General features: G+C 66.6%; 23 protein-coding genes and 1 riboswitch. Of the genes, 7 read left to right on the top strand and 16 right to left on the bottom strand.

The window, feature by feature from the left end; all coding sequences use genetic code 11:
• Positions 1-93: 93 nt before the first annotated feature.
• The 5 genes from NNX34_RS04780 to gcvP all read right to left on the bottom strand — a co-directional run bounded on the left by NNX34_RS04780 (position 94) and on the right by gcvP (position 7,513).
• A complete protein-coding gene (locus NNX34_RS04780; protein WP_255765370.1) occupies positions 94-1,509 on the bottom strand; it encodes an L-serine ammonia-lyase in 1,416 nt (471 codons plus the stop codon).
• An 11-nt stretch (positions 1,510-1,520) separates the two neighbouring features.
• Positions 1,521-2,828 (bottom strand): serine hydroxymethyltransferase, encoded by a 1,308-nt coding sequence (gene glyA, locus NNX34_RS04785; RefSeq protein WP_255765371.1) that lies wholly within the window; start codon positions 2,826-2,828, stop codon positions 1,521-1,523.
• Positions 2,825-3,202 (bottom strand): glycine cleavage system protein GcvH, encoded by a 378-nt coding sequence (gene gcvH / locus NNX34_RS04790; RefSeq protein ID WP_255765372.1) that lies wholly within the window; start codon positions 3,200-3,202, stop codon positions 2,825-2,827. Before gcvH ends, glyA begins: the two co-directional genes overlap by 4 nt.
• Positions 3,203-3,520: 318 nt before the next feature.
• Positions 3,521-4,651 carry a glycine cleavage system aminomethyltransferase GcvT gene (gcvT, locus tag NNX34_RS04795; protein ID WP_255765373.1) on the bottom strand — a complete coding sequence of 377 codons (1,131 nt, stop codon included), beginning with the start codon at positions 4,649-4,651 and terminating at the stop codon, positions 3,521-3,523.
• Between the two features lie 12 nt (positions 4,652-4,663).
• Positions 4,664-7,513 carry an aminomethyl-transferring glycine dehydrogenase gene (gcvP, locus tag NNX34_RS04800; protein WP_255765374.1) on the bottom strand — a complete coding sequence of 950 codons (2,850 nt, stop codon included), beginning with the start codon at positions 7,511-7,513 and terminating at the stop codon, positions 4,664-4,666.
• A 148-nt stretch (positions 7,514-7,661) separates the two neighbouring features.
• A riboswitch (glycine riboswitch) is annotated at positions 7,662-7,767 on the bottom strand.
• Positions 7,768-8,058: 291 nt separating this feature from the next.
• On the opposite strand from gcvP, the gene cycA reads away from it, so the two are divergent.
• Positions 8,059-9,549: a D-serine/D-alanine/glycine transporter gene (gene cycA / locus NNX34_RS04805; RefSeq protein WP_255765375.1), complete on the top strand. Its 1,491-nt coding sequence runs from the start codon at positions 8,059-8,061 to the stop codon at positions 9,547-9,549.
• A gap of 7 nt (positions 9,550-9,556) precedes the next feature.
• On the opposite strand, the gene NNX34_RS04810 is transcribed toward cycA, so the two are convergent.
• From NNX34_RS04810 to NNX34_RS04830, 5 genes are read right to left on the bottom strand one after another with little or no spacing between them, the layout of a single operon-like run.
• Positions 9,557-10,186, bottom strand: coding sequence for an alkaline shock response membrane anchor protein AmaP (locus tag NNX34_RS04810; RefSeq protein ID WP_255765376.1), 630 nt, complete (start codon positions 10,184-10,186; stop codon positions 9,557-9,559).
• A gap of 31 nt (positions 10,187-10,217) precedes the next feature.
• Positions 10,218-10,832: a DUF6286 domain-containing protein gene (locus NNX34_RS04815; protein ID WP_255765377.1), complete on the bottom strand. Its 615-nt coding sequence runs from the start codon at positions 10,830-10,832 to the stop codon at positions 10,218-10,220.
• Positions 10,829-11,236: an alkaline shock response membrane anchor protein AmaP gene (locus NNX34_RS04820; RefSeq protein WP_255765378.1), complete on the bottom strand. Its 408-nt coding sequence runs from the start codon at positions 11,234-11,236 to the stop codon at positions 10,829-10,831. Before NNX34_RS04820 ends, NNX34_RS04815 begins: the two co-directional genes overlap by 4 nt.
• Positions 11,233-11,412: a hypothetical protein gene (locus tag NNX34_RS04825; protein WP_227919989.1), complete on the bottom strand. Its 180-nt coding sequence runs from the start codon at positions 11,410-11,412 to the stop codon at positions 11,233-11,235. The genes NNX34_RS04820 and NNX34_RS04825 overlap by 4 nt, the downstream gene beginning before the upstream one ends.
• A 30-nt stretch (positions 11,413-11,442) precedes the next feature.
• On the bottom strand, positions 11,443-12,003 hold the full coding sequence (locus NNX34_RS04830) for an Asp23/Gls24 family envelope stress response protein (protein ID WP_255765379.1): 561 nt from the start codon (positions 12,001-12,003) through the stop codon (positions 11,443-11,445).
• Between the two features lie 201 nt (positions 12,004-12,204).
• On the opposite strand from NNX34_RS04830, the gene NNX34_RS04835 reads away from it, so the two are divergent.
• Together NNX34_RS04835 and aceB are read left to right on the top strand one after the other, a co-directional pair.
• Entirely contained in the window at positions 12,205-12,846 is a 642-nt protein-coding gene (locus NNX34_RS04835) for an RNA polymerase sigma factor (RefSeq protein ID WP_255765380.1), read from the top strand.
• Positions 12,847-12,950: 104 nt separating this feature from the next.
• Positions 12,951-14,549, top strand: coding sequence for a malate synthase A (aceB, locus tag NNX34_RS04840; RefSeq protein WP_255765381.1), 1,599 nt, complete (start codon positions 12,951-12,953; stop codon positions 14,547-14,549).
• Here aceB and NNX34_RS04845 read toward each other — a convergent pair.
• Complete coding sequence (locus NNX34_RS04845) at positions 14,546-15,556, bottom strand: alpha/beta hydrolase (RefSeq protein WP_255765382.1); 1,011 nt, start codon at positions 15,554-15,556, stop codon at positions 14,546-14,548. The genes aceB and NNX34_RS04845 overlap by 4 nt on opposite strands.
• Positions 15,553-16,698, bottom strand: coding sequence for an alcohol dehydrogenase catalytic domain-containing protein (locus NNX34_RS04850; protein ID WP_255765383.1), 1,146 nt, complete (start codon positions 16,696-16,698; stop codon positions 15,553-15,555). Before NNX34_RS04850 ends, NNX34_RS04845 begins: the two co-directional genes overlap by 4 nt.
• Before the next feature lie 168 nt (positions 16,699-16,866).
• Between NNX34_RS04850 and NNX34_RS04855 the strand changes: the two genes are divergently transcribed.
• Positions 16,867-17,325, top strand: a complete 459-nt coding sequence (locus NNX34_RS04855; protein WP_255765384.1) for a helix-turn-helix domain-containing protein — start codon at positions 16,867-16,869, stop codon at positions 17,323-17,325.
• Between the two features lie 123 nt (positions 17,326-17,448).
• Positions 17,449-18,567, top strand: a complete 1,119-nt coding sequence (ald, locus tag NNX34_RS04860; protein WP_255765385.1) for an alanine dehydrogenase — start codon at positions 17,449-17,451, stop codon at positions 18,565-18,567.
• A gap of 68 nt (positions 18,568-18,635) precedes the next feature.
• On the opposite strand, the gene NNX34_RS04865 is transcribed toward ald, so the two are convergent.
• Positions 18,636-19,970: an MFS transporter gene (locus NNX34_RS04865; protein ID WP_255765386.1), complete on the bottom strand. Its 1,335-nt coding sequence runs from the start codon at positions 19,968-19,970 to the stop codon at positions 18,636-18,638.
• A 316-nt stretch (positions 19,971-20,286) separates the two neighbouring features.
• Here NNX34_RS04865 and NNX34_RS04870 point away from each other — a divergent pair, with 316 nt between their 5' ends.
• The gene (locus NNX34_RS04870) at positions 20,287-20,778 is read left to right on the top strand and encodes a MarR family winged helix-turn-helix transcriptional regulator (protein ID WP_255765387.1); all 492 of its coding nucleotides are present in this window, start codon (positions 20,287-20,289) and stop codon (positions 20,776-20,778) included.
• Between the two features lie 2 nt (positions 20,779-20,780).
• On the opposite strand, the gene NNX34_RS04875 is transcribed toward NNX34_RS04870, so the two are convergent.
• The gene (locus tag NNX34_RS04875; protein WP_255765388.1) at positions 20,781-21,377 is read right to left on the bottom strand and encodes a TetR/AcrR family transcriptional regulator; all 597 of its coding nucleotides are present in this window, start codon (positions 21,375-21,377) and stop codon (positions 20,781-20,783) included.
• Positions 21,378-21,489: 112 nt separating this feature from the next.
• Between NNX34_RS04875 and NNX34_RS04880 the strand changes: the two genes are divergently transcribed.
• On the top strand, positions 21,490-22,050 hold the full coding sequence (locus NNX34_RS04880; protein WP_255765732.1) for an NADPH-dependent FMN reductase: 561 nt from the start codon (positions 21,490-21,492) through the stop codon (positions 22,048-22,050).
• Between the two features lie 66 nt (positions 22,051-22,116).
• On the opposite strand, the gene NNX34_RS04885 is transcribed toward NNX34_RS04880, so the two are convergent.
• Together NNX34_RS04885 and NNX34_RS04890 are read right to left on the bottom strand one after the other, a co-directional pair.
• Positions 22,117-22,305 carry a hypothetical protein gene (locus NNX34_RS04885; RefSeq protein WP_255765389.1) on the bottom strand — a complete coding sequence of 63 codons (189 nt, stop codon included), beginning with the start codon at positions 22,303-22,305 and terminating at the stop codon, positions 22,117-22,119.
• 31 nt (positions 22,306-22,336) lie between these two features.
• On the bottom strand, positions 22,337-23,296 hold the full coding sequence (locus tag NNX34_RS04890; RefSeq protein WP_255765390.1) for a lantibiotic dehydratase C-terminal domain-containing protein: 960 nt from the start codon (positions 23,294-23,296) through the stop codon (positions 22,337-22,339).
• Between the last annotated feature and the right edge of the window lie 402 nt (positions 23,297-23,698).

Genomic DNA, 23,698 nt, shown 5'->3' on the forward strand with positions numbered 1-23,698 from the left:
TGTTTCAAGTAAGTGTGCTGTCGAATGCGACAACATAGCCTCGCTTAACACAGGGGTATCGCACAAATCACACGCTGTACGTGAGACAGCCGGTCAGCACTCCACCACATTCACGGCCAGCCCGCCGAGCGCGGTTTCCTTGTACTTGGAGCTCATATCGCGGCCGGTTTCCCGCATCGTCACAATGACTTCATCCAGCGAGACCCGATGTTCGCCGTCGCCCCAAAGTGCCATTTTGGCGGCATTGACAGCCTTCGCGGCGCCGATGGCGTTCCGCTCGATGCAGGGCACCTGCACCAGCCCGCCGATCGGATCGCAGGTCAGGCCGAGGTTGTGCTCCATGGCAATCTCGGCGGCGTTTTCCACCTGTTCCGGGGTACCGCCCAGGATTTCGGCCAGCCCGGCGGCGGCCATGGACGACGCCGATCCCACCTCGCCCTGGCAGCCCACCTCGGCGCCGGAAATGGAGGCCTGCTCCTTGTAGAGCACCCCCACGGCGGCGGCGGCAAGCAGGAAGCGGACCACGACGTCGTCGCGCTGCTCCGGTGTGGCGTTCTCCATGCCCGGACCGTAGTGGGTGGCGTAGAACATCACTGCGGGGATGATGCCCGCCGCGCCGTTGGTGGGGGCGGTGACTACGCGCCCGCCGGAGGCGTTTTCCTCGTTAACGGCCAGTGCCACGAGGTTCACCCATTCCTGCCAGAACTTCGGGTCCCGGTTCGGATCCTCGGCGCGCAGCCGGGTGTGCCAGGCCGGCGCACGACGGCGGACCTTCAGTCCGCCGGGCAGGAGGCCGGTGCGGCGGATGGCGGAGTTCTTGCACTCCTCCATCACGTCGCGGATGTGCAGCAGGCCGGAGCGGATCTCCGCTTCGGTGCGGGAGGCCAGCTCGTTGGCCAGCATCACTTCGCTAATGCTCAGTCCGCTGCCGGTGCAGTGCTGCAGCAGCTCGACGGCGGTGCGGAAGGGGTACGGCAGGTCGGATTTGCTGGCCTCGAGTTCCAGGGCATCCGCCCGTTCTTCACCCTCGCGGACAATGAAGCCGCCGCCCACGGAGAAGAAGGTAGCGTCCCGCAGCACGGAGCCGTCGGCGGCCAGGGCGGCGAACTTCATGCCGTTGGTGTGCCGCGGCAGCACCGTCAGCGGGTGCAGCACGATGTCCGCCTCGCCGTACTCCAGCGGGCAGGCCACTGCACCGGGAACCTGCGCGCACAGCTGCAGTTTCCGGGTCGCCTCAATGTCGGCCAGCCGCTGCTCCACCTGTTCGGGCAGGATGAGTTCGGGGGCGAAGCCCTCCAGACCCAGCAGCACTGCAGTCATGGTGCCGTGGCCCCGGCCGGTCGCCGCGAGGGAACCGTACAGGTCCACCCTCAGGCCGGCGACGTCGGCCAGGCTGCCGGCGTCGACCAGCTCCGCCGCGAACACGGCAGCGGCACGCATCGGCCCCACCGTGTGGGAGCTCGATGGGCCGATGCCCACGGTAAACAGGTCAAAAACGCCGACAGCCAAGGTAGTGCTTCCTAACGGTTTGCCGCAGCGGGGGCAGCAGCGAGATCCGCCACCTCCGGGTACAGCGGATGGGCCTGCGCGAGAGCGGTAACTCGTTCGCGCAGCGGTGCCAGATCGGTGTCCTCACCGGCGATGAGAGCCTGGGCAATGATGTCCGCGACTTCCCGGAATGCGTCTTCACCGAAGCCGCGGGTGGCCAGGGCGGGGGTGCCGATCCGCAGGCCCGAGGTCACCATGGGCGGCCGCGGATCGAACGGCACGGCGTTGCGGTTCACGGTGATGTCTATCTGCGCGAGACGGTCTTCGGCTTCCTGGCCGTTGAGGGCCGCATTGCGCAGGTCCACGAGCACCAGGTGCACATCCGTGCCGCCGGAGACCACCGAGATGCCGGCGGCAGCGACGTCGTCGGCCAGCAGGCGTTCGGCAAGGATCCGGGCGCCGGCGAGCGTGCGCTCCTGCCGCTCTTTGAACTCGGGGGTGGCTGCAATCTTGAAGGCTGTCGCCTTGCCGGCAATCACGTGTTCCAGCGGTCCGCCCTGCTGGCCCGGGAACACTGCAGAGTTGATCTTCTTGGCAATGTCGGCGTCGTTGGACAGGATGATGCCGCCGCGGGGACCGGCAAGGGTCTTGTGCGTGGTGGTGGTGACCACGTGGGCGTGGGGGACGGGGCTGGGGTGCAGTCCCGCGGCCACCAGACCGGCGAAGTGGGCCATATCCACCATCAGGAAAGCACCCACCTCATCCGCGATGCGGCGGAATTCGGCGAAGTCCAGCTGGCGGGCGTAGGCGGACCAGCCGGCCACGATCAGCTTGGGCCGGTGTTCCTTGGCAAGGGCCTCTACTTCGGCCATGTCCACGCGGTGGTCCTCTTCGGACACGTTGTAGGGGACCACGTTGTAGAGCCGGCCGGAGAAGTTGATCTTCATGCCGTGCGTCAGGTGCCCGCCGTGCGCCAGGGACAGGCCCAGGATGGTGTCTCCGGGCCGGATCAGGGCGTGCATAACGGAGGCGTTGGCCTGCGCGCCGGAGTGCGGCTGGACGTTGGCGAAGCCCGCACCGAACAGGGACTTGGCGCGGTCGATGGCCAGCTGCTCAATGACGTCCACGAATTCGCAGCCGCCGTAGTAGCGCCGTCCCGGGTAGCCTTCGGCGTACTTGTTGGTCAGCACCGATCCCTGGGCTTCCATGACGGAAACGGCGGTGTGGTTCTCGGAGGCGATCATCTCCAGGCCCTGCTGCTGCCGGCGGAGCTCGTTGTCGATCTGCGCTGCGACCTCGGGGTCAACTACCGCGAGGGAGTCGTTGAGGTAATCGCTCACAGTTCGCCGCCGTTCTTTTCCGCGTATTCCTCGGCGCTGAGCAGTGCGCCTTCACTCGTGGCATTAACGGTGAACAGCCAGCCGGCACCGTACGGGTCCTCGTTCAGGAGGGCCGGATTGTCGATGGCCTCCTGGTTGATCTCCACGATCTCGCCGGACACCGGCGCGTAGAGATCCGAGACGGACTTGGTGGACTCAACCTCGCCGCAGGTTTCGCCGGCGGTCACGGTGTCGCCGACGGCAGGAAGGTCAACATAGACGACATCGCCGAGGGCGTCTGCGGCGACAGCTGAAATGCCGACGCGGACGGGGCTCGAGGAGTCTACCCACTCGTGTTCGGCGGAATAGCGGAGTCCTGCGTTTACTTTGCTCATCTGTTTGCCTTTCGAAGCTGTGTCGGGTGCGTTCGGGTCTGGTTCAAAGTCTAGGCCGGGGCGTCGGAAGCGCGGCATTCTGCCGCCCTTAGCGTTCCAGATCCTGCCCTCCTCCTCGCAAGCTCGGAGAGGGGACCCTGGATCTTTCACTGCCTCGCTCGTTCCTCGTTCGGCGATGCGGGGCTACACGAACGCCGCGCCGCGCGCACCGTTCAAAGGTGTCAGAAACGTGCTCACCTACACACGTGAGCCGCTGTCTGTACCTTGCCCACAGCGTCACCCCGCGCCGCCGTCACAAGAATCTTTTTGTCTTGGGCGTTACTGCTTGCTGCGCTTATAGAACGGAAGTTCCACAACCGTGAAGGGTTCGGGTTTGCCACGGAGGTCCACTGAGAGGGCCGTGCCGGGCTCCGTGAATGGCGTATCCACATAGGCGAGGGCGATAGGGAAGCCGAGGGTCGGGCTGGGAGCACCGGAGGTGACTTCGCCGATGACCGTTTCGCCGTCGCTGCTGAGGACCGGATAGTGGCTGCGCGCCGAACGGCGGCCGGAGCCCTTGAGGCCCACGAGGCGGCGGGCCGGTCCGGCGGCCTTCCGGGCTTCGAGGGCGGCACGCCCCACGAAGTTCCCCTCCTTGGAGAGGGCGACGACGGGCCCCAGGCCTGCGGCGTACGGGTCCGTGTCCAGCGTGAGCTCGTTGCCGTAGAGCGGCATCCCGGCTTCCAGACGGAGCGAATCGCGGCAGGCCAGACCCGCCGGAATCAGCCCCCGGTCCTCACCCGCAGCCAGCAGCGCAGACCAGAGGGCCGCGGCGTCGTCGTTGGAGACGTAGATCTCGAACCCGTCTTCGCCGGTGTACCCGGTGCGGGCCACGAGCAGGTCCAAGGTCCGCTCCCCCGCCCGGATGCCCACCGTGGCCGCGGCGTAGTACTTCATCCCGGTGACGGTCTCAGCCTGATCGGCGGGGACCAGGTCCAGCAGGATCGCTTCGGCCACCGGGCCCTGGACGGCAACCAGCGAGGTTTCCGCCGAGACATTGTTCACGGCGACGTCGAAGTCCTCGGCGCGGGACGCCAGTTCGGCGGCCACGGTGTCCGCGTTGCCCGCGTTGGGCACCACCAGGTAGGAATCGTCGGCGAGCCGGTAGCTGATCAGGTCATCGATGATCCCGCCGTCGTTGTTGGTGATCAGCGAATACTTGGCGCGTCCCACCTTCACTGCGGAGAGTTTGCCGACCAGGGCGTAGTCCAGGAACGCCCCGGCGTCGGGCCCGGAGACCTCCACTTCACCCATGTGGGAGAGGTCGAACAGCCCGGCTGCGCTGCGCACGGCCTTATGTTCGGCCAACTCGGAGCTGTATTTCAGGGGCATCTGCCAGCCGCCGAAGTCGGTGAAGGAAGCGCCCAGCTGTTTGTGCGCCTCGTAGAGCGCCGTGTACTTCTCAGTCATGGAATGTTCCTTCTAGTTTTCGAAGTCTTCGATGGGCGGGCAGGAGCAGATCAGGTTCCGGTCCCCTGCGGCGCCGTCAATGCGGCCTACCGGCGGGAAGTACTTGTCCATGCGCAGGCTGCGCAGCGGGAAAGCGGCCTGTTCGCGCGGGTAGGCGCGGTCCCATTCATTGGCTGCCACGACGACGGCGGTGTGCGGGGCATTGCGCAGCGGGCTGCCTTCGAGGGTGAAGTCCCCGGCCGCCACCTGGTCGATTTCGGCACGGATGGCGATCATCGCGTCGATGAAGCGGTCCATTTCGCCCAGGTCCTCGGACTCGGTGGGTTCCACCATCAGGGTGCCGGCCACCGGGAAGGACAGCGTGGGGGCATGGAACCCGTAGTCCACCAGCCGCTTGGCCACGTCCTCGGCGGTAACGCCGGTTTTGGCGGTCAGTTCCCGCAGGTCCAGGATGCACTCGTGCGCCACCAGTCCACCCTTGCCGGTGTAGAGCACGGGGTAGTACTCGTTCAGCCGGGCAGCCACGTAGTTCGCCGCGAGCAGGGCGTGCTTGGTGGCGCTGGTCAGGCCTTCACCGCCCATCAGGCTGACGTACGCCCAGGAGATGGGAAGCACGCCGGCGGAGCCGAAGCGGGACGCGGACACGGGAATGTCCTCGCCGCCGGTCCAGGTGGCGGCATCGCCGGGCATGAAGGGCGCGAGGTGCGCCTTGGCTGCCACGGGGCCGACGCCGGGACCGCCGCCGCCGTGCGGGATGCAGAAGGTCTTGTGCAGGTTCAGGTGGGACACGTCGCCGCCGAACTCACCCGGCTGCGCCAGGCCGACCAGCGCGTTGAGGTTGGCGCCGTCAATGTAGACCTGGCCGCCGGCCTCGTGGACCGCTTCGCAGACGTCGCGGACGTCGTCGTCGAACACGCCGTGGGTGGAGGGGTAGGTAATCATGATGGCGGCGAGGTTTTCGCGGTTCGCATCGATCTTGGCGCGCAGGTCCGCGTGGTCGATGGCGCCGTCGTCGGCGGTGGCCACCACCACCACCTTCATGCCGGCCAGCACTGCGGAGGCGGCGTTGGTGCCGTGCGCCGAGGCGGGGATGAGGCAGACAGTGCGCTGTTCGTCGCCGCGCGAGTGGTGGTAGCCGCGGATGGCAAGCAGCCCAGCCAGTTCACCCTGCGAACCGGCGTTGGGCTGGATGGAAACCGTGTCATAGCCGGTGATGACCGCGAGCTTCTCCTCCAGGTCCGCGATCAGTTCGCGCCAGCCCTCGGTCTGGGAATCCGGAGCGAACGGGTGGATGGAGGCGAACTCCGGCCAGGTCATGGCCTGCATTTCGGCGGTGGCGTTGAGCTTCATGGTGCAGGAGCCCAGCGGGATCATGGTGCGGTCCAGGGCCAGGTCGCGGTCCGAGAGGCGGCGCAGGTAGCGCAGCATCTGGGTTTCGGAGCGGTAGGAGGAGAACACCGGGTGCGTCATGAACTCCGAGGTACGCAGGATCCCAGCCGGCAGGTCGAAGCCGTCCGCCGCTTCCACGGAGGCGGCACCGAAGGCTGCGGCGACGTCGGCGATCACGGCCGGCGTCGTCGTTTCGTCGGCGGAGATACCCACGGTGTCCGCATCGATCCGGCGCAGGTTGATGCCCTTCGCCTCCGCGGCGGCGATGACCTCCGCAGCGCGGCCGGGAACGCGGGCAGTAACGGTGTCGAAGAAGGACTCGTGCAGCAGTTCGACGCCAGCGGCCTTCAGTGCGGTAGCCAGCGCCCGGGCGGAATCGTGGGCGCGGCGGGCAATCGCGGTGAGGCCTTCGGGGCCGTGGTAGACGGCGTACATGGAGGCCACGATGGCCAGCAGCGCCTGCGCGGTGCAGATGTTCGAGGTCGCCTTTTCGCGGCGGATGTGCTGCTCCCGGGTCTGCAGCGCCAGGCGGTAGGCGGGGGTGCCGGCGGAATCCTTGGAGACGCCCACCAGGCGGCCGGGCAGGGAACGCTCCAGGCCCTTGCGGACGGCCATGTAGGCGGCGTGCGGTCCGCCGTAGAACAGGGGAACGCCGAAGCGCTGTACGGAGCCGACGGCAATGTCCGCGCCCTGCTCACCGGGAGGCGTGATGAGGGTCAGGGCCAGCAGGTCCGCGGCCACGGTGACGAGCGCCCCGCGGTCCTTCGCCTCGGCGATCAGGGCGGAGGAGTCGCGCACCACGCCGGAGGCGCCGGGCTGCTGGAGCACAACGCCGGCCAGCTCGCCTTCGGGCAGGCCGTCGGCAAGGTCGGCAACAATGACGTCGAAGCCGAGCGCCTTGGCCCGGCCCTTCACCACGGCGATGGTCTGCGGGAAGAGCTCCGAGTCCAGCACGATGGCGCCGTTGCTGTGGGACTTGTTGGACCGGCGCATCAGCAGCACGGCCTCGGCCACGGCAGTGGCTTCGTCCAGCAGGGACGCGTTGGCGATGGGCAGGGCGGTGAGGTCCTGGACCATGGTCTGGAAGTTCAGCAGCGCTTCGAGCCGGCCCTGGGAGATTTCGGGCTGGTAGGGGGTGTAGGCCGTGTACCAGGCCGGGTCCTCGACCACGTTGCGCAGGATCACCGGAGGGGTGTGGGTGCCGTAGTAGCCCTGGCCGATCATCTGGACGGCCGTCTTGTTCTTCCCGGCAATCCTCCGCAGGGCCGCGAGGGTTTCCTCTTCGCTCTTCGCCGGATCCAGGACCAACGGGAAATTCTGCCGGATCGCGGCGGGGACGGCCATGTCCACCAGACCGTCAAGGGAGTCGTAGCCGACGGCTTTGAGCATGGTTTCCACGGCGTCGGCGCGGGCACCGATGTGCCGGTCCACAAACGCGGCGGCAAGAGTAGAGGAGGACGGTTCTACAGGCATGTGAGGCTCCAGGAAAGGCAGACGGGGGTACGTCGACGGCGACGGCTCCTCCCCGCTCTGTATTGGACCTGAGAGATTCCGCGGGTGTACTTCCGCTTGCACCGTCGGTGAGTTTCCGGCGCGGCCGGGAACTGCTTTCCAGAGTTGCCTCGCTGTGGCGGTACGGGGGCCTGAGAGATTCCCGGGGAGGGTTTGCTCCTACGGCGCCCGCCGATGCTGATGCGCATCCGGCGGGACTCTCCCGCCACGGCTGATAAAGGCATATTCAGTTGGAACTGCTGATGTGACACGGCCAACTTTAGCCTGCCCCCGGCAGCGCCTCAACCCTCAGACACGCCCGGGCGCGGGTGCCGGCTTCCGCCCGGGAAGCCTTCCGAACCCCCGTGTGACCTGCAACGTCACAGCTGCCTGAATTTGACGGGGCCTGTTAACGGCTTCCAAACTGAAATGTCGGCGGCAGCGCCAACATCCAGGTTTGCCTTATCGGGCGGCATAGGCGATTACGGCGGATGAGCTGCCGGCGGGTGCCTAAAAGAGAGATTTCAATGTCTGAGCACATAACCCGCCCACCAAGCGACAGTTCTGTTTCCGCGCCGCAAAACAGTGCGGAAGAACCCCACCTCGCCCGTTCCCTGTCCAGCCGGCACATCCAGCTGCTGGCCATCGGCGGGGCCATCGGCACGGGATTGTTCATGGGGTCAGGCAAGACCATCTCCGCGGCCGGCCCGTCAGTGATCTTCGTCTACGCGATCATCGGCTTCATGCTCTTCTTCGTTATGCGGGCCATGGGCGAGCTGCTGCTCTCCGACCTTCGTTACAAGTCCTTCACCGACTTCTCCGCGGACCTGCTGGGTCCCTGGGCAGGCTTCTTCACGGGCTGGACCTACTGGTTCTGCTGGGTGGTCACCGGCATTGCCGACGTGGTGGCGATTGCCCACTACGTCACCTTCTGGTGGGGCAACGCTCCCCTGTGGATCCCGGCCCTGGCCTGCATCCTGGTCCTGCTGGCCCTGAACCTGCCGACGGTCAAGGCGTTCGGCGAAACCGAATTCTGGTTTGCGCTGGTCAAGATCGTCGCCATCCTGACGCTCATCGTAGTTGGGCTGGTCATGATCCTGACCGGCTTCACGCACGGCGACGGGGTTACCGCCGGCTTCGGCAACCTCTGGGAACACGGCGGTTTCTTCCCCACCGGCCCCATGGGCTTTGTCGCCGGCTTCCAGATCGCGGTGTTCGCGTTTGTCGGCATTGAACTGGTGGGCACCACCGCGGCGGAAACCAAGGATCCGGAAAAGAACCTGCCCCGGGCCGTGAACTCCATTCCGATCCGTATCCTGCTCTTCTACGTAGGCGCCCTGACCGTCCTGATGGCTGTGATCCCGTGGGACGAATTCAGCGCCGACGAAAGCCCGTTCGTGGGTATGTTCACCTTGGCCGGGCTTGGCACCGCCGCAGCCATCGTGAACTTCGTAGTGCTGACATCCGCGGCATCTTCAGCGAATTCCGGGATATATTCCACTTCGCGTATGGTTTTCGGCCTGGCGCAGGAGGGCGATGCTCCCCGTCAGTTCGGCCGCCTCTCCCGGCGGAAGGTCCCCCAGAACGCGCTGTTCTTCTCCTGCACCTTCCTGCTGGCCGGCGTCGCCCTGCTGTACGCGGGCGAATCCGTCAGCGCGGCATTCACCTTGGTGAGCACCATTTCGGCCCTGTGCTTTATGTTCGTCTGGTCCATCATCCTGATCAGCTACCTGGTGTACCGCAGGCGCCGGCCGCAGCTGCATGAGGCGTCGAAGTTTCCGATGCCCGGCGGCGTCGTGATGGCCTACCTCGTGCTGGCGTTCTTCGTGTTTATCCTGTGGACGCTCACCACCCAGGCAGACACCCTGCAGGCGCTCCTCGTGACCCCCGCGTGGTTCGTCCTGCTGGGCATTGTCTATGCCGTCCTGCGGCGGACCCCCGTGCATCAGGCGCGGGTGGCTGCACACCACGACGACGTCGCCCGCGAGCGCGCGGCGCTCCCCGCTGCGAAGCCATAAGCGGCGCCTAGTACACCACCGTTCCCCGGGAGCTGACCGTTGCGCCGCCTCCCGGGGCACCGGCTTTGCTGCTGGCGTCTATCTCCAGTCCGAAGGTATTCAGCGGCACCTCCAGGGCCGAGACCAGGTGCGGCACCACTTCCTGCTGGATCCGGGCGATCACGCCCTGCACGTCGGCGTCGGAATTCACCGTCACCTTCATGGCCAGGTCCGGCTCGTCCGCAGTGCCGCGCAGGCGGACGGTTGAGCCCACCACGCCGGGCAGCTGATCCGTCTCATTGCTGACGGCGGAGGCCAGCACCTGCGGATCACACACGGTGACGCCGTGCGCCGGGTCTTCCTGCAACCGGAATGTCCCCGCCGGCCGGGCCCGGGGAATCTGGGCTTGAAGCCACCACAGCCCCAGGATGCCCAGGATCACCCCGGCCAGCAGCATGCCCCAGGGCACGTACTCCCCGGCCAGGAACCCCTGGCCGTCGGATTCGGACAGCACCCGGTCCGAACGGCCCGGGCTGCCCCCGATGAGGCGGTCCAGGGTTCCGCTGGCAATAAGTGCTGCCAGCACTCCTGCCGCAAGGAACAGGACCCCGAGGATAATCAGCCACGTCCGGTTGGCCCTGCCTGAATGGTGCCTCATTGCCCCTGCCTTCCTCTCCTGGTCCCGTCTGTCAGTCCCGCGTCCGAATGGTTGCCGTGACTTCCGGCACCGGATCCAGTCCGGTGGCCGCCAGGCGGGAGCGCACCCCGTCCACCACCCAGTGCTGCAGATCGGTGGTGCCGTGCAGCGCCGTCCGCACATCCAGATGGACCTTGCGCGAGGACGCCGTCGCGGAGGCGGAGGCCACCCCGTCAATGTGGTCGCAGGTGGATGCCGCCAACCGCGCAACTGCACGCCGGCTCATCACCACGGTTTCCCCTCCCCGGACCGACGGAACGCCGCCCGCTTCCCCCGCTCCGGGCAGCCCCGGCATATTCACCGGCTTTGCCCGCAGCGGCAGTGCGGAGAAGTCGCCGGGGACCATTCCGCACAGCAGCAGGATCAGCCCGATCAGGAGCAGCACTACGGCACCGGTCCAGCCCCGGGTGCTGTCCCACCCGGTCTCGGAGAGCCAACCCAGCGGTTCCGTCACGAAGGCCGGCCAGCTCCCCTGAATGAGGCGGGCGACGGCGGCCCAGACCAGGCTTACACCGAGCGCCAGCATCACGATGGCGGAAATTGCTGCGGGAACGGAGCGGCTGGGCCTGCGCCGCATGGACACCGGCGGCGGGATCTTCGCGTTCATTGCAGCTTCCTTCGACCACGCGTATCCCGCTGCGGCGGCTTCAGCCAGGCAACCGTAATGTCCACCTGCCGCACCTGGACTCCGGTCAGCTCGGTGACCCGCTCCGTGATCCGGCGGCGCAGCTGCTCGGTGGCCTGGCGCAGCGGCATCGGATAGGGCAACCCCACAGTGACCTTGAGGCTGGCGACGTTTCCGGCCAACTCCACGCTGGCATCCGGCCGTGCGGAAAGATCCGCCCGGCTGCCGATACCGAGGAATCCTCCGGAGCTTCCGCCTGCAAACGTTTCGTCCCGGGCTACCTGGCTGGCTGTTTTTTCCAGCACCCGCCGGGCCAGGACGGTTTCGCCGCGGTCATCGGCATCCCGCCCCGAAACCAGCGACGGCGGAGCCGAGGGAATGCTCATCGGCTTGACGCTTTACCGAGCATTCCCGCCACGTCCACCTTCCCATCCGCCACCAACCCCACCAGCAGCCCGATCAGGCCGAACAGCAGCGTAATGAGGAACGCCAGCCAACCGCCGAAGGCCAGCACGATTCCCAGCACCAGCCCGATTAACAGACACCACCGCGTTGCGGACATGGAGTCCTCCTTTTGGTTGTTGTACGGCCCTTACTCCAGGCTCTTGGACTGGCTGGAGGGCTGCTGGTCGTCCTGGTCCTCGTTCTCATCCGGCAGGTGGACATCGGTGACATTCACGTTCACCTCCAGCACTTCCAGGCCGGTGGCGTTTTCCACGGACCGGATGACGTTGCGCCGGATGCCCTGGCTCACCTCCACCACGGAGAAGCCGTACTCCACCACGATGCTGACGTCGATCGCGGCCTGGCGTTCGCCCTTTTCCACCGTGACGCCGTTGCTGACGTTGGTCTGCGAGCCCGGGATCCTTTCGGTCATGGAACTGAAGGCACGCCGGGCGGCATTGCCCATGGCATGCACGCCCGGCACCTCGCGGGTGGCCATGCCTGCCAGCTTCTGCACCACGGTTTCCTCGATGGTGGTGTCGCCCCGGGGTGTGTGCAGCGGTCCGGTCCGGCGCTCGGCGTCAGCCGACGGCGACGCGGAGGAGCCGCCCTGCCCCTGGGGTGAACCCTGTCCGGTCTGCATACTCTGGGCACCCTGCGGATTGGCCGTAGCGGACGTTGCCCCCGCTGTCTTTGATGGATCTGCCATGGGAATCATCTCCTGCGTTCATTGCGGATGCACCGCGCGCGTCCCTTACAGAGTTAATGACGTGCGAAGGACCGAATCGTCACGGCAGAACCGGGACTTCGGCCGTCTTTCGCCCGGTCCGTCCTGCGGTTATTCCGTCATGGCCGCCGTTCTGGGACAATCGAGCCACGTCCGGCCGCTGCCGGACGGGACAGGGACACCATGGCGGGATCCGAGCTGCCGCAGGCGGCGCATAACGGCGGGAGATCCCCGCGCACCGGGCCGGGGAACCGGTATCCGGACGAGGCGGCCCTGGTTGCGCTGGCCCGCGGAGGAGACCTGCCCGCCTTCGAGTATCTTGTGGCCATTTACCAGCGCAGGTTGTTCCGCCTCGCCTACCGCATGCTTCGGGACCGCGGTGATGCCGAGGACGTCGTGCAGGACACGCTGACGGCCGGCTGGCGGATGCTCCCGACCTTGACCCGGGAGGAAGCCTTCGGCGGCTGGGTCTACCGGACGGCCACTAACCGCTGCCTGGACGTCCTCCGGCACCGGACCTCCCACCCGCAGGACCTGCCGGGCGCCGATCCGCTGGCCGACGCCGCCGCGGTCGCTACCGCCCGCGACTCGGACCGGGAAGCGGATCCGCACCGCACGGCGGAGGTGGCGGCAGAATTGGACGCCCTGCGGCGGGCCCTCTCCCTGCTTCCTGCGGATCAGCGGGCCTGCTGGCTGCTGCGTGAAGTCCATGGACAGAGCTATGCGGAGATCGGCGCTGCGCTGCGGATCAGCCCGCAGGCCGTGCGCGGACGGTTGTCGCGGGCCCGCGAACACCTGTCAGCAGCCATGACGCCGTGGCGGTAATCCCTTGTAATTCCACTTGTCAGACAATAATATCCACGATACGGAAGAAGTAACCGGCATCACTTTTATTGCTGTCCACCGGCATTGCCACAGGGAGAATCATTATGGCCATTGAAGTAACCGACTCCTCGCCCGCCGAAGGATCGGAAAACATCCTGACCCCCGAAGCGCTGGAATTCATCGAGGAACTCCACCGCCGCTTCCGCAGCACCCGCGACGAGCGGCTTGCCGCCCGCGCCGTCCGCCGCCAGGAAGCCGCCTCCACCGGCCGGCTGGATTTCCTGCCCGAGACCGCCGACATCCGCAGCGGAGACTGGAAGGTGGCCGAGGCACCCGCCGCGCTGCAGGACCGCCGGGTGGAAATGACCGGCCCGGCTTCCCCCGCCAAAATGGCCATCAACGCCCTGAACTCCGGCGCCAAGGTCTGGCTGGCCGACCTTGAAGATGCCTGCACCCCCACCTGGCACAACGTGGTGGATTCGCAGGTGAACCTCTACCGTGCCGCACGCAATGACCTCTCCTTCACCTCACCCGAGGGCAAGGAGTATGCACTGCGCACCGATGCCCCGCTCGCCGTCGTCGTAATGCGCCCGCGCGGATGGCACCTGCCCGAAAAACATGTGCTGATCGACGGCGAACCTGCCGTTGGCGCCCTGGTGGATTTCGGACTCCACTTCTTCTCCAATGCCCGGCAGCTGCTGGACAACGGACAGGGACCGTACTACTACCTGCCCAAGATGGAAAGCCATCTGGAGGCACGGCTCTGGAACGACGTCTTCAACTTCGCCGAGGAGTACGTGGGCGTGCCGCAGGGCTCCGTCCGGGCCACCGTCCTGATCGAGACCATTCCGGCCGCCTTCGAAATGGAGGAGATCCTCTACGAACTGCGCGATCACGCCTCCGGCCTGAACGCCGGGCGCTGGGATTACCTCTTCAGCATGATCAAGGTCTTCCGCGACGCCGGGAAGGACTACCTGCTGCCGGACCGGGCCGACGTCTCCATGACTGCACCCTTCATGCGCGCCTACACCGAACTGCTCGTGAAGACCTGCCACCGGCGCGGTGCCTTTGCCATGGGCGGCATGGCGGCCTTCATCCCCAACCGGCGTGAGCCTGAGGTGACGGCCGCCGCCCTGGCTAAAGTGAAGGCCGACAAAACCCGTGAGGCCGGCGACGGCTTTGACGGTTCCTGGGTGGCCCACCCTGATCTGGTGCCCGTCTGCCGGGAGGTCTTCGATGACGTCCTGGGCGACAAGCCGAACCAGGTGGACCGGCAGCGTGAAGACGTGTCCGTCACGGCCACCGACCTGCTCGACGTCAGCACCGCCGAAGGCTCCATCACGGAAACAGGGCTGCGGTCCAACCTCTATGTGGCCGTCAACTACGTGGCCGTCTGGCTCTCCGGCAACGGTGCCGTCGCCATCCGGAACCTGATGGAGGACGCTGCCACTGCGGAGATTTCCCGCTCCCAGGTCTGGCAGCAGGTCCGCAACAACGTGGTGCTTGAGGATACCGGCGAGACCGTCACCGAGGAGCTCGTCAGCCGGATCCTGGCCGAAGAAACGGAACGGCTGCGCGGGGAGGTGTCGGACGAAATGTTCACGGGGTACTTCGAGCCGGCCAGCCGGATCATCGGGGAGATCAGCCTGTCCAAGGACTACACGGACTTCCTGACCCTGCCGGCGTACGAGCTGATCGACTAGCCCTCGGGCGGGCGGGCCTTGCCGAAGTGCGGCAGGGCCCGCAGGTAGCCGCTCCCCCAGCGGGTAATGGCGTTGTACGCCTGGGCCCGGACCGCCGGTGCGGACAGGAACACGTCGTGCATCGCATTGGGGATCCGGTCCACGTTCACGGTGGAGCCCAGGGAGAGCGAGCGGTGAGCCACCACGTTGACGTCCAGCACGACGTCGGAGCGCGCCGCATCTTCCGACCAGCGTGGATGCAGGTAGCTGTTGTCTGACAGCAGCACCAGCACAGGCAGCTGCAGCTGCAGTCCCGCGGCGACCGTTGCCTGGGCGGAGAACACTGCATGCAGGAAAGCGACCGTGACCGGGAACCCCCGCACGGGACGCCATTCAGTGTCGTACTGCCATTCCCCGCCGAACGCCGCAGACACCGTCCGGGTGTAGATTCCGGGGTCAACCGGCGGCAACGGGCGGCGCGGGTGATGCTGGGCCTCCAGGCTGACCAGCGGCGAAATAACCCGGCGGGCCAGTTCCGTGGCCTGGAATTCCAGCCACGGACTGTTCAGGATCAGGGCTGCGGCCCGGCCGGGGTGGCGCTGTGCCCAGAGCGCCAGCGTCAGGCCGCCCGTGGAGTGCCCAAGCAGGATCAGCGGTCGGGCGTCGGCCGCGTCCTGCCCCATGGCTTCCAGCGCTGCACCCACATCCGCGTCATAGTCGCGGAGGTCCTGGACATAGCCGGGTTCCTCCCCCGGGCGCAGGCTGCGCCCGTAGTTGTGCAGGTCAACGGCGAAGAACCGCGCGCCCTGCCCGGCCCAGTAGCGCGCCAGCTCGGTCTGGAAGAAATAGTCCGACCAGCCGTGCACGTAGAGGACATCCGCCGTCGGCCCGGACGCGGGCGGGTCGGGCGGCGTGTCCGACGGCGTGTAGCGGACCAGGGTGGCAACCTTGCCGCCGGGCAGGTCCAGGGTCAGCTGGTCGAATTCCTCGCCCAGGATGTCCGGTTCCCACCGGCGCGGTTTGCTCATGCAGAAGCGCCGTCGGGCTCGAAGCGGATGACCTGGCGGATGGCGAGGCCGTCCGCCAGGGTATCCATGGCCGAGTTGATGTCCTCCAGCGCAATGGTGGAGGAGACCAGTTCCTCCACGGGTAGTTTCCCCTCCCGCCACAGCTGCGCGTAAACCGGGATGTCCCGGGCAGGAACGGCGGAACCGAGGTAGCTGCCGATGATGGTCCGGGCTTCGGCGGTCAGCGTCAGCGGCGTGATTTCGGAGGTTTGGTCCGGGGCCGGCAGCCCTACCGTGACGGTGGTACCCCCGGGGGCCGTGATCCGTACGGCCGTTTCGAAGGCGCGGGGATGGCCGGCAGCCTCGATCACCAGCGCTGGCCGGATGCCGGCGTCGAGCGCCTCCTGCGGCGTATACACGGCATCGGCTCCGAGCTCCCGGGCGCGCGCCAGTTTCTCCGGCAATGAGTCAATGCCGATCACACTGTGCACGTCCAGGGACAGTGCCGTCAGGAGCGCAGCCATGCCGACGCCGCCGAGCCCGACGATCGCGACGTCGTCGTCCTTGCCCGGACGGGCCGGGTTCAGCACCGCGCCGCCACCGGTGAGGACGGCGCACCCCAGCAGGGCCGCCACGTGCGGCGGAATGTCGTCATCGACGGGTACCACTGACTTCCGGTTGACCACGGCATGCGTGGCGAAGCCGGAGACGCCGAGGTGATGGCGTACTTCACCGCCGTCCGCGGCGGTCAGGCGCATCCCGCCGTCGAGCAGCGTGCCGGCATTATTCGCTGCGGATCCCGGGATGCAGGGCATCTTGCCCTCGGTCCGGCAGCCCGCACATTCACCGCAGCGGGGCAGGAAGGCCATCACCACGCGCTGTCCGACGGCGAGGTCGTCCACGCCCTCGCCCAGCTCCTCCACCTTGCCCGCGGCCTCGTGCCCGAGCAGCATGGGCAGCGGCCTCACCCGGCTGCCGTTTATCACCGACAGGTCCGAGTGGCACAGGCTCGCAGCCTCGATGCGCACCATGATTTCCCCGGGCCCGGGCGGCTGCAGCTGGATGTCCTGGACCACCACCGGCCGGGACTGAGCGTAGGGGCGCGGGGCGCCGATGGTCTGCAGGACCGCGCCGCGGATGGACCGGGTGCTCTCGGTGCCCATGAACTCTCCCTCGAGTAGATTTCGAACCGGCTTCCGGTCCCTTTCGCGATACGCCAGCACTATTCCACCACGAAGAACCCGGGCCGTCCCGCTGTTTCCGCTGCCCGAACCGCCTCAACACGGCACCGGTGCCCGCCCGCCCGCCGTTCCACTGGCAAGATTAGGGCCATGAATGAGAGTTCCAGGACCGTACCGGCGCTGCCGGACAAAGACACCCTTGCGCTGAAGCGCGCGTTGGCTGCCGGCGATGTCACCGTCTTCGTGGACGGTACGGCGCTGCGGCTGCCCGACGCCGCCCGGGACGCTGTGCTGGACCTGCTGTCCCGTCTCGCGGCGGGCGCCCCCGTGACTGTGTCGTCGGAGCCGGCGGCGCCGGTGGATCCACCGCTTCCGGCCGGATCCGTGCCGCTGCTGACCACTTCCCAGGCGGCCGCTGCTGCCGGCATCTCCCATACCTACCTGCGCAACCTGACGGATGCCGGGATTATCCCGGTCCAATACCGCGGCTCGCACCGCCGTATCCGGATGGAAGACGTCCAGGCCTGGCTCGACTCGCAGCAGGCCGCGAGGGCAGCCAAAGCAGCCGGGGAAGCAACCGGGAACAGCGCGGAGACTCCCGACACCTGATACCGGAAGTCCGCCGGCGGAAAACCGGCTCCCGGTGCCACTGCACGGCCGTGTGGCGGGGACCTATGCTGGGGATGTGTCGGCGGACACCCCGCCGGCTGACCCTACTGACGGAGCAATACTGTGATCATCGGTATCCCCAAGGAAATCAAGAACAATGAATTCCGTGTAGCAATAACCGCCTCGGGCGTGCACGAACTGCGCTCCCATGGCCACCAGGTGCTGGTACAAAGCGGTGCCGGCACCGGCTCGAACATTACGGACGCGGAATACACCGCCGCCGGGGCGCAGATCCTGGACTCAGCCGACGACGTCTGGGCCCAGGCAGCCATGATCCTCAAGGTCAAGGAGCCCATTGCCTCCGAATACCGGCATTTCCGGCCGGGCCTGATCCTCTTCACTTACCTGCATCTGGCCGCGGAGCCGGAACTGACGGCTGCACTGCTGGACCGCGGAGTCACCGCGATCGCCTATGAGACCGTGCAGCGCGGCCGGGCCCTCCCCCTGCTGGCACCCATGTCCGAAGTAGCCGGGCGGCTTTCGGTCCAGGTAGGTGCGCAGTCCATGATGGCCCCGGCGGGCGGGCCCGGCCTGCTGCTGGGCGGCGTTCCGGGTGTCCGGTCGGCCAAGGTCGTGGTGCTGGGGGCCGGCGTGGCCGGAACCAACGCGGCGGCGGCGGCCGTAGGCGCCCATGCGGACGTCACGGTCCTGGACATCAATATCGACCGGCTGCGGGAGCTCGATGAGCTGTATGCCGGCCGGATCAAGACGGTGGCATCCAACGCCTTCGAGATCGAGCGGGCCGTAGTGGATGCGGACCTCGTGATCGGCTCGGTACTGGTCCCCGGGGCACGGGCTCCGAAGCTGGTCACCAATGAGATGGTTTCGCGGATGAAGCCGGGAAGCGTACTGGTGGACATCGCGGTGGACCAGGGCGGCTGCTTCGAAGACAGCCACCCCACCACGCACGAAGATCCGACTTTCCGGGTGCACGGCTCCCTGTTCTACTGCGTGGCCAACATGCCCGGTGCGGTTCCGAATACGTCCACCTACGCGTTGACCAACGTGACGCTGCCGTACGCGGTTTCGCTGGCCAGCCTCGGTGTGGCCGGCGCCTTTGAGAAGCACCCGGACCTCGCGCACGGGCTCAACATCGCCGGCGGCCGCGTCACCCACTCATCGGTCTCTGCAGCCCACGGGTTGGAGCTGGCCTCGGAGTGGCCTGATTTGGTGACTTCCTAGCAGTTCCACCGGCGACCGTCCGGTCCGCGGCCGTTTGGATCGGACGGCGGCGGATCGGACGGCGGGAGTCAGTGAACCGGTGCGGCAGCCTTGGGGCTGGGGCCGCGAAGGACCGGCTGGCCGAGCATGGAAATGATGACGGCGCCCAGTGCCATCGGGATAACGAACAGGAAGTACAGGTCACCGGGCGTCCAGCCGCCGTCCATCAGGGTGCCGGCCAGGATCGGCGAGATGATGGCGCCGATGCGGCCCATGCCGATCACCAGTCCCAGGGCGGTCCCGCGGACCTCGCTCGTGTAGTAGGTGGGGCTGATCGCCAGCATGCCTGCGATGGGCGCATTGGAGCCGAACCCTACCAGCGCCGCCGCGAACAGGGCCCAGCCAAGCGAACCGTTGGTCGAGTTGGCGAACACGACGAAGGTGGCTGCCCCAATCACGAAGAACACGGCAAGGACCCTGCGCATGGGGAAGCGCGCCCCCAGCAGGCCCAGCAGGACGCCGCCGACAATCGCGCCGACGCTGAAAAGCACTCCTGCGTTGATGCCGTCCTGGGCGGTGAAACCGCTTTCCGCAATCAGTCGAGGGGTCCAGGAGTTCGCGAAGTAGAAGCTCGCCATGAGGACAAAGTAGGCCATGGCCAGCAGGATGGTCCGGCGGGCGTTGTAGCCGGTTAGGACGTCCGCAAAACGGGATTTGTTCTGCTCGACGGCGACGGATTCCGGCAGCTCATCCACGGCCGGCTGCCGGATGGCCCGCAGGCTGCGGTTGACCCGTTCCAGTGCGCCGGCCGGCCGGCGGGTCAACAGGTAGTCGACGGATTCCGGGAATACCTTCATCACCAGCGGGATCATCAGGAGGGTGACGACGGCGCCGAACAGGAACGCGGAACGCCAGCCGTATTGGCTGATCAAGACGCCGCTGATCAGGCCGCCGAGGACGCCGCCGATCGGCTGTCCGATGCTGACGAGGGACAGGGCAGTGGATCGGCGCTTGGCGTTGGAGAACTCAGAGGCAAAGACGCTGATGGTGGACTGGAGCGTTCCAATGGCCACGCCCGTCAGGAGGCGCAGAATCAGCAGCACCCCATAGTTCGGGGCGAAGTAGGAGGCCAGCATGCCGGCGGCGACAATGCAGACACCGATCAGCAGCGTTTTCTGGCGCCCGATAATGTCTGAGACCGTCGAGACGAAGATGGATCCGACGGCCATGCCCACGAGTGCGGCGCTGAGCAGGTAGCCCAGCTGTGCACCGTTCAATCCCCACTCTTCGGCTACATGGCTGGCGCTGAAGGCCATGACCAGGACATCGAAGCCGTCGATCATGTAAAGGGTGGTGCAGATGGCGATAATAGCCACCTGCCGGGGGCTCATCCGCGAATCTTCGATCCGTTCCTTAATTTGCACCAAACAAAGCTAACTGAGAACTACGTCACAAAAAGATTCCGTGTCGCCCGACATCGGAATCGTTACGGACCCGGCACCGGCTCAGCAGGCCGCGGCGCGGCCTGTTCCCGCTTGTCCGGCGTGGATACTTCACAATAGGATGACCTTTGGTCAAGACGTGGCCACAGGCTGTTTGCCAGCCGCACCCGACCTTTATCACCTCCGAGGAACCAGTGCCGTTTCGCCACGTCTGCCCCCGCGACACCTTTTTCCTGAGCGCCCCTGAGACCACGGTTACGCGCTTGTCCGTCAGCTCCCGCACATCGTGGGCGGCAGCGTGACGCCGGCCCGCGGCGAAGAACCAGCTTCTGGCCCCACCCCCGGCCTGAACCCCGTCTCCGGTTCCGAGCCCGCCGCGGCACCGGGCTATTTCCCCCGGCTCCTCTCGGCAGCTGCCCATGTAAAACACATCGCCTCAGACAGTGCACTGGACCGGTTCGGCCTGAACCGGGACAGCTTTCACCTGCTTGGCTGCCTTGCCTCAGCGCCGGCTACGGAAGCTGAGCTGGCCAAGGCCGCCGGCCAGTCCTCAACGGCTATAAGAGTCCACCTCCTGCAGCTCCAGTCCTCCGGATACTCCGCCCGGGACGGATCCGGGATCTGGTCGGTTACGGAGGCAGGCCTCAACGTCATGGAGTGCGCCAATCTGGCCCAGGCGGAAGCGACCCTGGACGCAGAGGACAGCCAGGAACTGCGGCAGGCGCTGCGCACCCTCATCTCCTCGCTTCGGCTCGAGCAGCCCGAAGGCGGCACGCAGAAGGAACCCTGAGCTCAGGAACCCGCGGGGCGGGCAAGCGCGCCCACCAGCTCCTCCCACCCCGTCTCCAGGCGGGACAGGCTCATGCCTTCCTCGCCGCGCAGGTGGAGAAGCAGGCCTGCATCCAGGAAGGCCATCAACTGGTAGGCGGCGAGTTCCGGGTCCGGAACCGTGCCGGTCAGCCGGAGCAGCCCGGCGAGGTGCCGGCGTGCAAGGCTCCGGGACGGATGCTGGTAGCGGGTCCGGGGATCGACGTCGGCGGCCCGGGCCAGCTCGCCGGTCACGGCCAGCGATGCCAACCGTGCCCGGCCGAAGGCAAGCAGCCGGTCCCTGGGCGGCGCCCCTGGCCCCAACGGGGGCGGACCGAACAGGTAGGCGGTCCGGAACCCCTGCTCGGCATGGTCCAGAAGCGCCTGCATCAAGCCGGCACGGGAGCCGAAGCGCCGGAACACCGTCCCCTTGCCCACGTGTGCGCGCTCGGCAAGGTCATCCATCGTCAAGGCGTCCGCACCGCCGGCGGCCACGAGTTCCAAAGCTGCTTCGAGCAGGCGGTGATGGTTCCGGGCGGCATCCACCCGGATACCCGCTTGTGATGGTCCTCTCCCGCCCATGCGGGCCAGTGTATCGCCGTGGGGAATAAAATCGGACTGTAGTCCGCTTAAGGCCTTGAAGAAGAATCCGTGCCCGTGCCCCCAAGGCGGCGCGGCCAAGACAGGAGTTCCAATTTTGAGCACCACCATCCTGACCCTCGTCGGCAGCCTCCGCGCCGGTTCCATCAACCGCCAGCTCGCTGAAGCCGCAGCCGCCGGCGCTCCGGAAGGCGTCGAGGTGAAGCTCTTTGAGGGGTTGGGCGAAATTCCGTTCTACAACGAGGACATTGATTTGGAGGGGCTCGTCCCGGAGGCAGCACAGATACTGCGCGACGCCGCCGCTGCGTCCGACGGCCTGCTGCTGATCAGCCCCGAGTACAACGGCACCATGCCTGCAGTGCTGAAGAACGCCATTGACTGGCTGTCCCGCCCCTTCGGCGCCGGTGCCATCTCCGGTATGCCCACCGCCGTCATCGGTGCCGCCTTCGGCCAGTACGGCGGCGTTTGGGCACAGGACGATGCACGCAAGTCGGTCGGTATCGCCGGCGCCCGCGTAGTCGAGGAAGTGCGCCTGGCCATCGGCGGATCCGTAACGCGTTACGCCGGACTGCACCCGCAGGATGACCCGGACACCGTGGCCCAGCTCGGCGAGGCCGTCCGCGTTCTCGCTGAGGCGTCTGTCTCCGTAGCCTAGGCAAAACAGACAGAAAAGAGGGACGGACCGTCACGGGTCCGTCCCTCTTCTGCGTTCGGCGTCCTGCTAGTACCAGACCTCGTCCGCCCAGGCCGCGTCCCTTAGGTATTCACGCGCCGGGCCAACATTCCAGGCTTCGCCGTAGGGCGCCAGCACTCCGCTGTTTTTCAGATCCGCCAGGACGTCTTCCGAGCAACCGAGGACCGTGCCGAGTTCCTGCGCGTCCGCTACCACTACTTCTTCATGATCGGCCACCGGATGGGCCCCCTTCCCATTGTGCGCAGGTTCAGCGCTTATCGAGCAGAACTGATTCCCGTTCCGGACTCCAGGTCCGTGCGTACAATCCCATGGCTGCTTCCTCGCGGAGGCTCAGGCCCAGGCGGTTCAGGAGCATGTGCGCCTGGTAGACCGTCAGGTGCTGGGCGCTACGGCTCAGGCGGGCCTTGTCCGCCCGATACAAATACGTGTCAATGCCCCGGAACCAGCGCCGCCGCCAGTTTTCGACGGCGGATTCGGCTGCCGTCGCTGCCATTAGCCGGTGGGTGGGCATGACCTTGGCGCCCACCTGGACGGTCATGGCCTGCCGCACACCGGCGGCCCGCGGGCCGAACCCTGCCGTGCAGCTACGCAGGTGGCTGTCCCAGTAGTAGTCCCAGGAAAGGCGGCGCCGGTCCGGCCACGCTGATGCCCGGGGTCCTTTCATCATGCTCCGGGCCGCATCGAACAGCAGGAGCGATCCCAGTGCCCAGCGGTTCTGGACCTTGGGGAAGCGTGCGGTGGCCCAGCTCGCCAGATCGGAAGAGAGCTCGAAAACCTCTTCGGCGAGGGAAAGTCCTTCCACACCGCCGTATTTCGCGAGGTCTGCTTCAATGCGCGGGTCCTGCGGCTCGCCGCCTCCGGGGCTGAGCCGGTCCGTTGCCGGCTCACTGAACTGCTGGCTGGTTTCGAGGTGGCCGATGACACCGCTGGACTGGTCCTGCAGGGCCACCATCAGCGACTGCAGCCGGTCCAGCGTGCTTGTAGGTGCGAGCACCCGGAGTTTTACATGTGCGTTGGCCGGATCCGAGCACCGCGTGAAATACCAGCGCTGCGCGCCCAGGAGCTGGGCCTGAGCCGCCAGCGGGGTAACCAGTTCTCCGATGATGCCGTCCGCTACATCAAAGCCCCCGGTATGAATGGAGAGCGACCACCAATGAGTGCCCGGTTGCGTCCGTGAGGCTGGTCGAACTGCAGCTAGCTGGCTCATATGCGTCTTTCCCCTCGGGGTGCGGTTACCGCCACTGGGCGGCCTTTCAGTGTTCTAGTGTTCGAGTTACTTGTCTATGGCCCCTTGGGGGCCTCAGTTAGAACCAATCCCAGCTCTTCATGATTGCTATCCCCCTTGGGTCTTGGGCTGTTGCTCAGCCGGCGCCTTGATTGACTCCGAAAGCTTCCCCCGCCGCTGCACGGCCTGTAAATAGCCTCCGCTGCCCGGTTCCTGACATGTCCGGATGTGGACCCTCGGGGTTGCTTATCCCTGTTGCAGCCGGGACGGAAAGCCCCATGGCCTGAGGTTTTCCGCGGCAGGAACTTTGCACCGCCGCCGTTGGCATTAACCGGCCATGTCCTGCATTCCAAAGTGTGTTGCGGTCACAAAACACTTTTGTCA

The sequence above is a fragment of the Arthrobacter sp. zg-Y1116 genome (assembly GCF_024385485.1).
Lineage (GTDB): Bacteria > Actinomycetota > Actinomycetes > Actinomycetales > Micrococcaceae > Arthrobacter_B.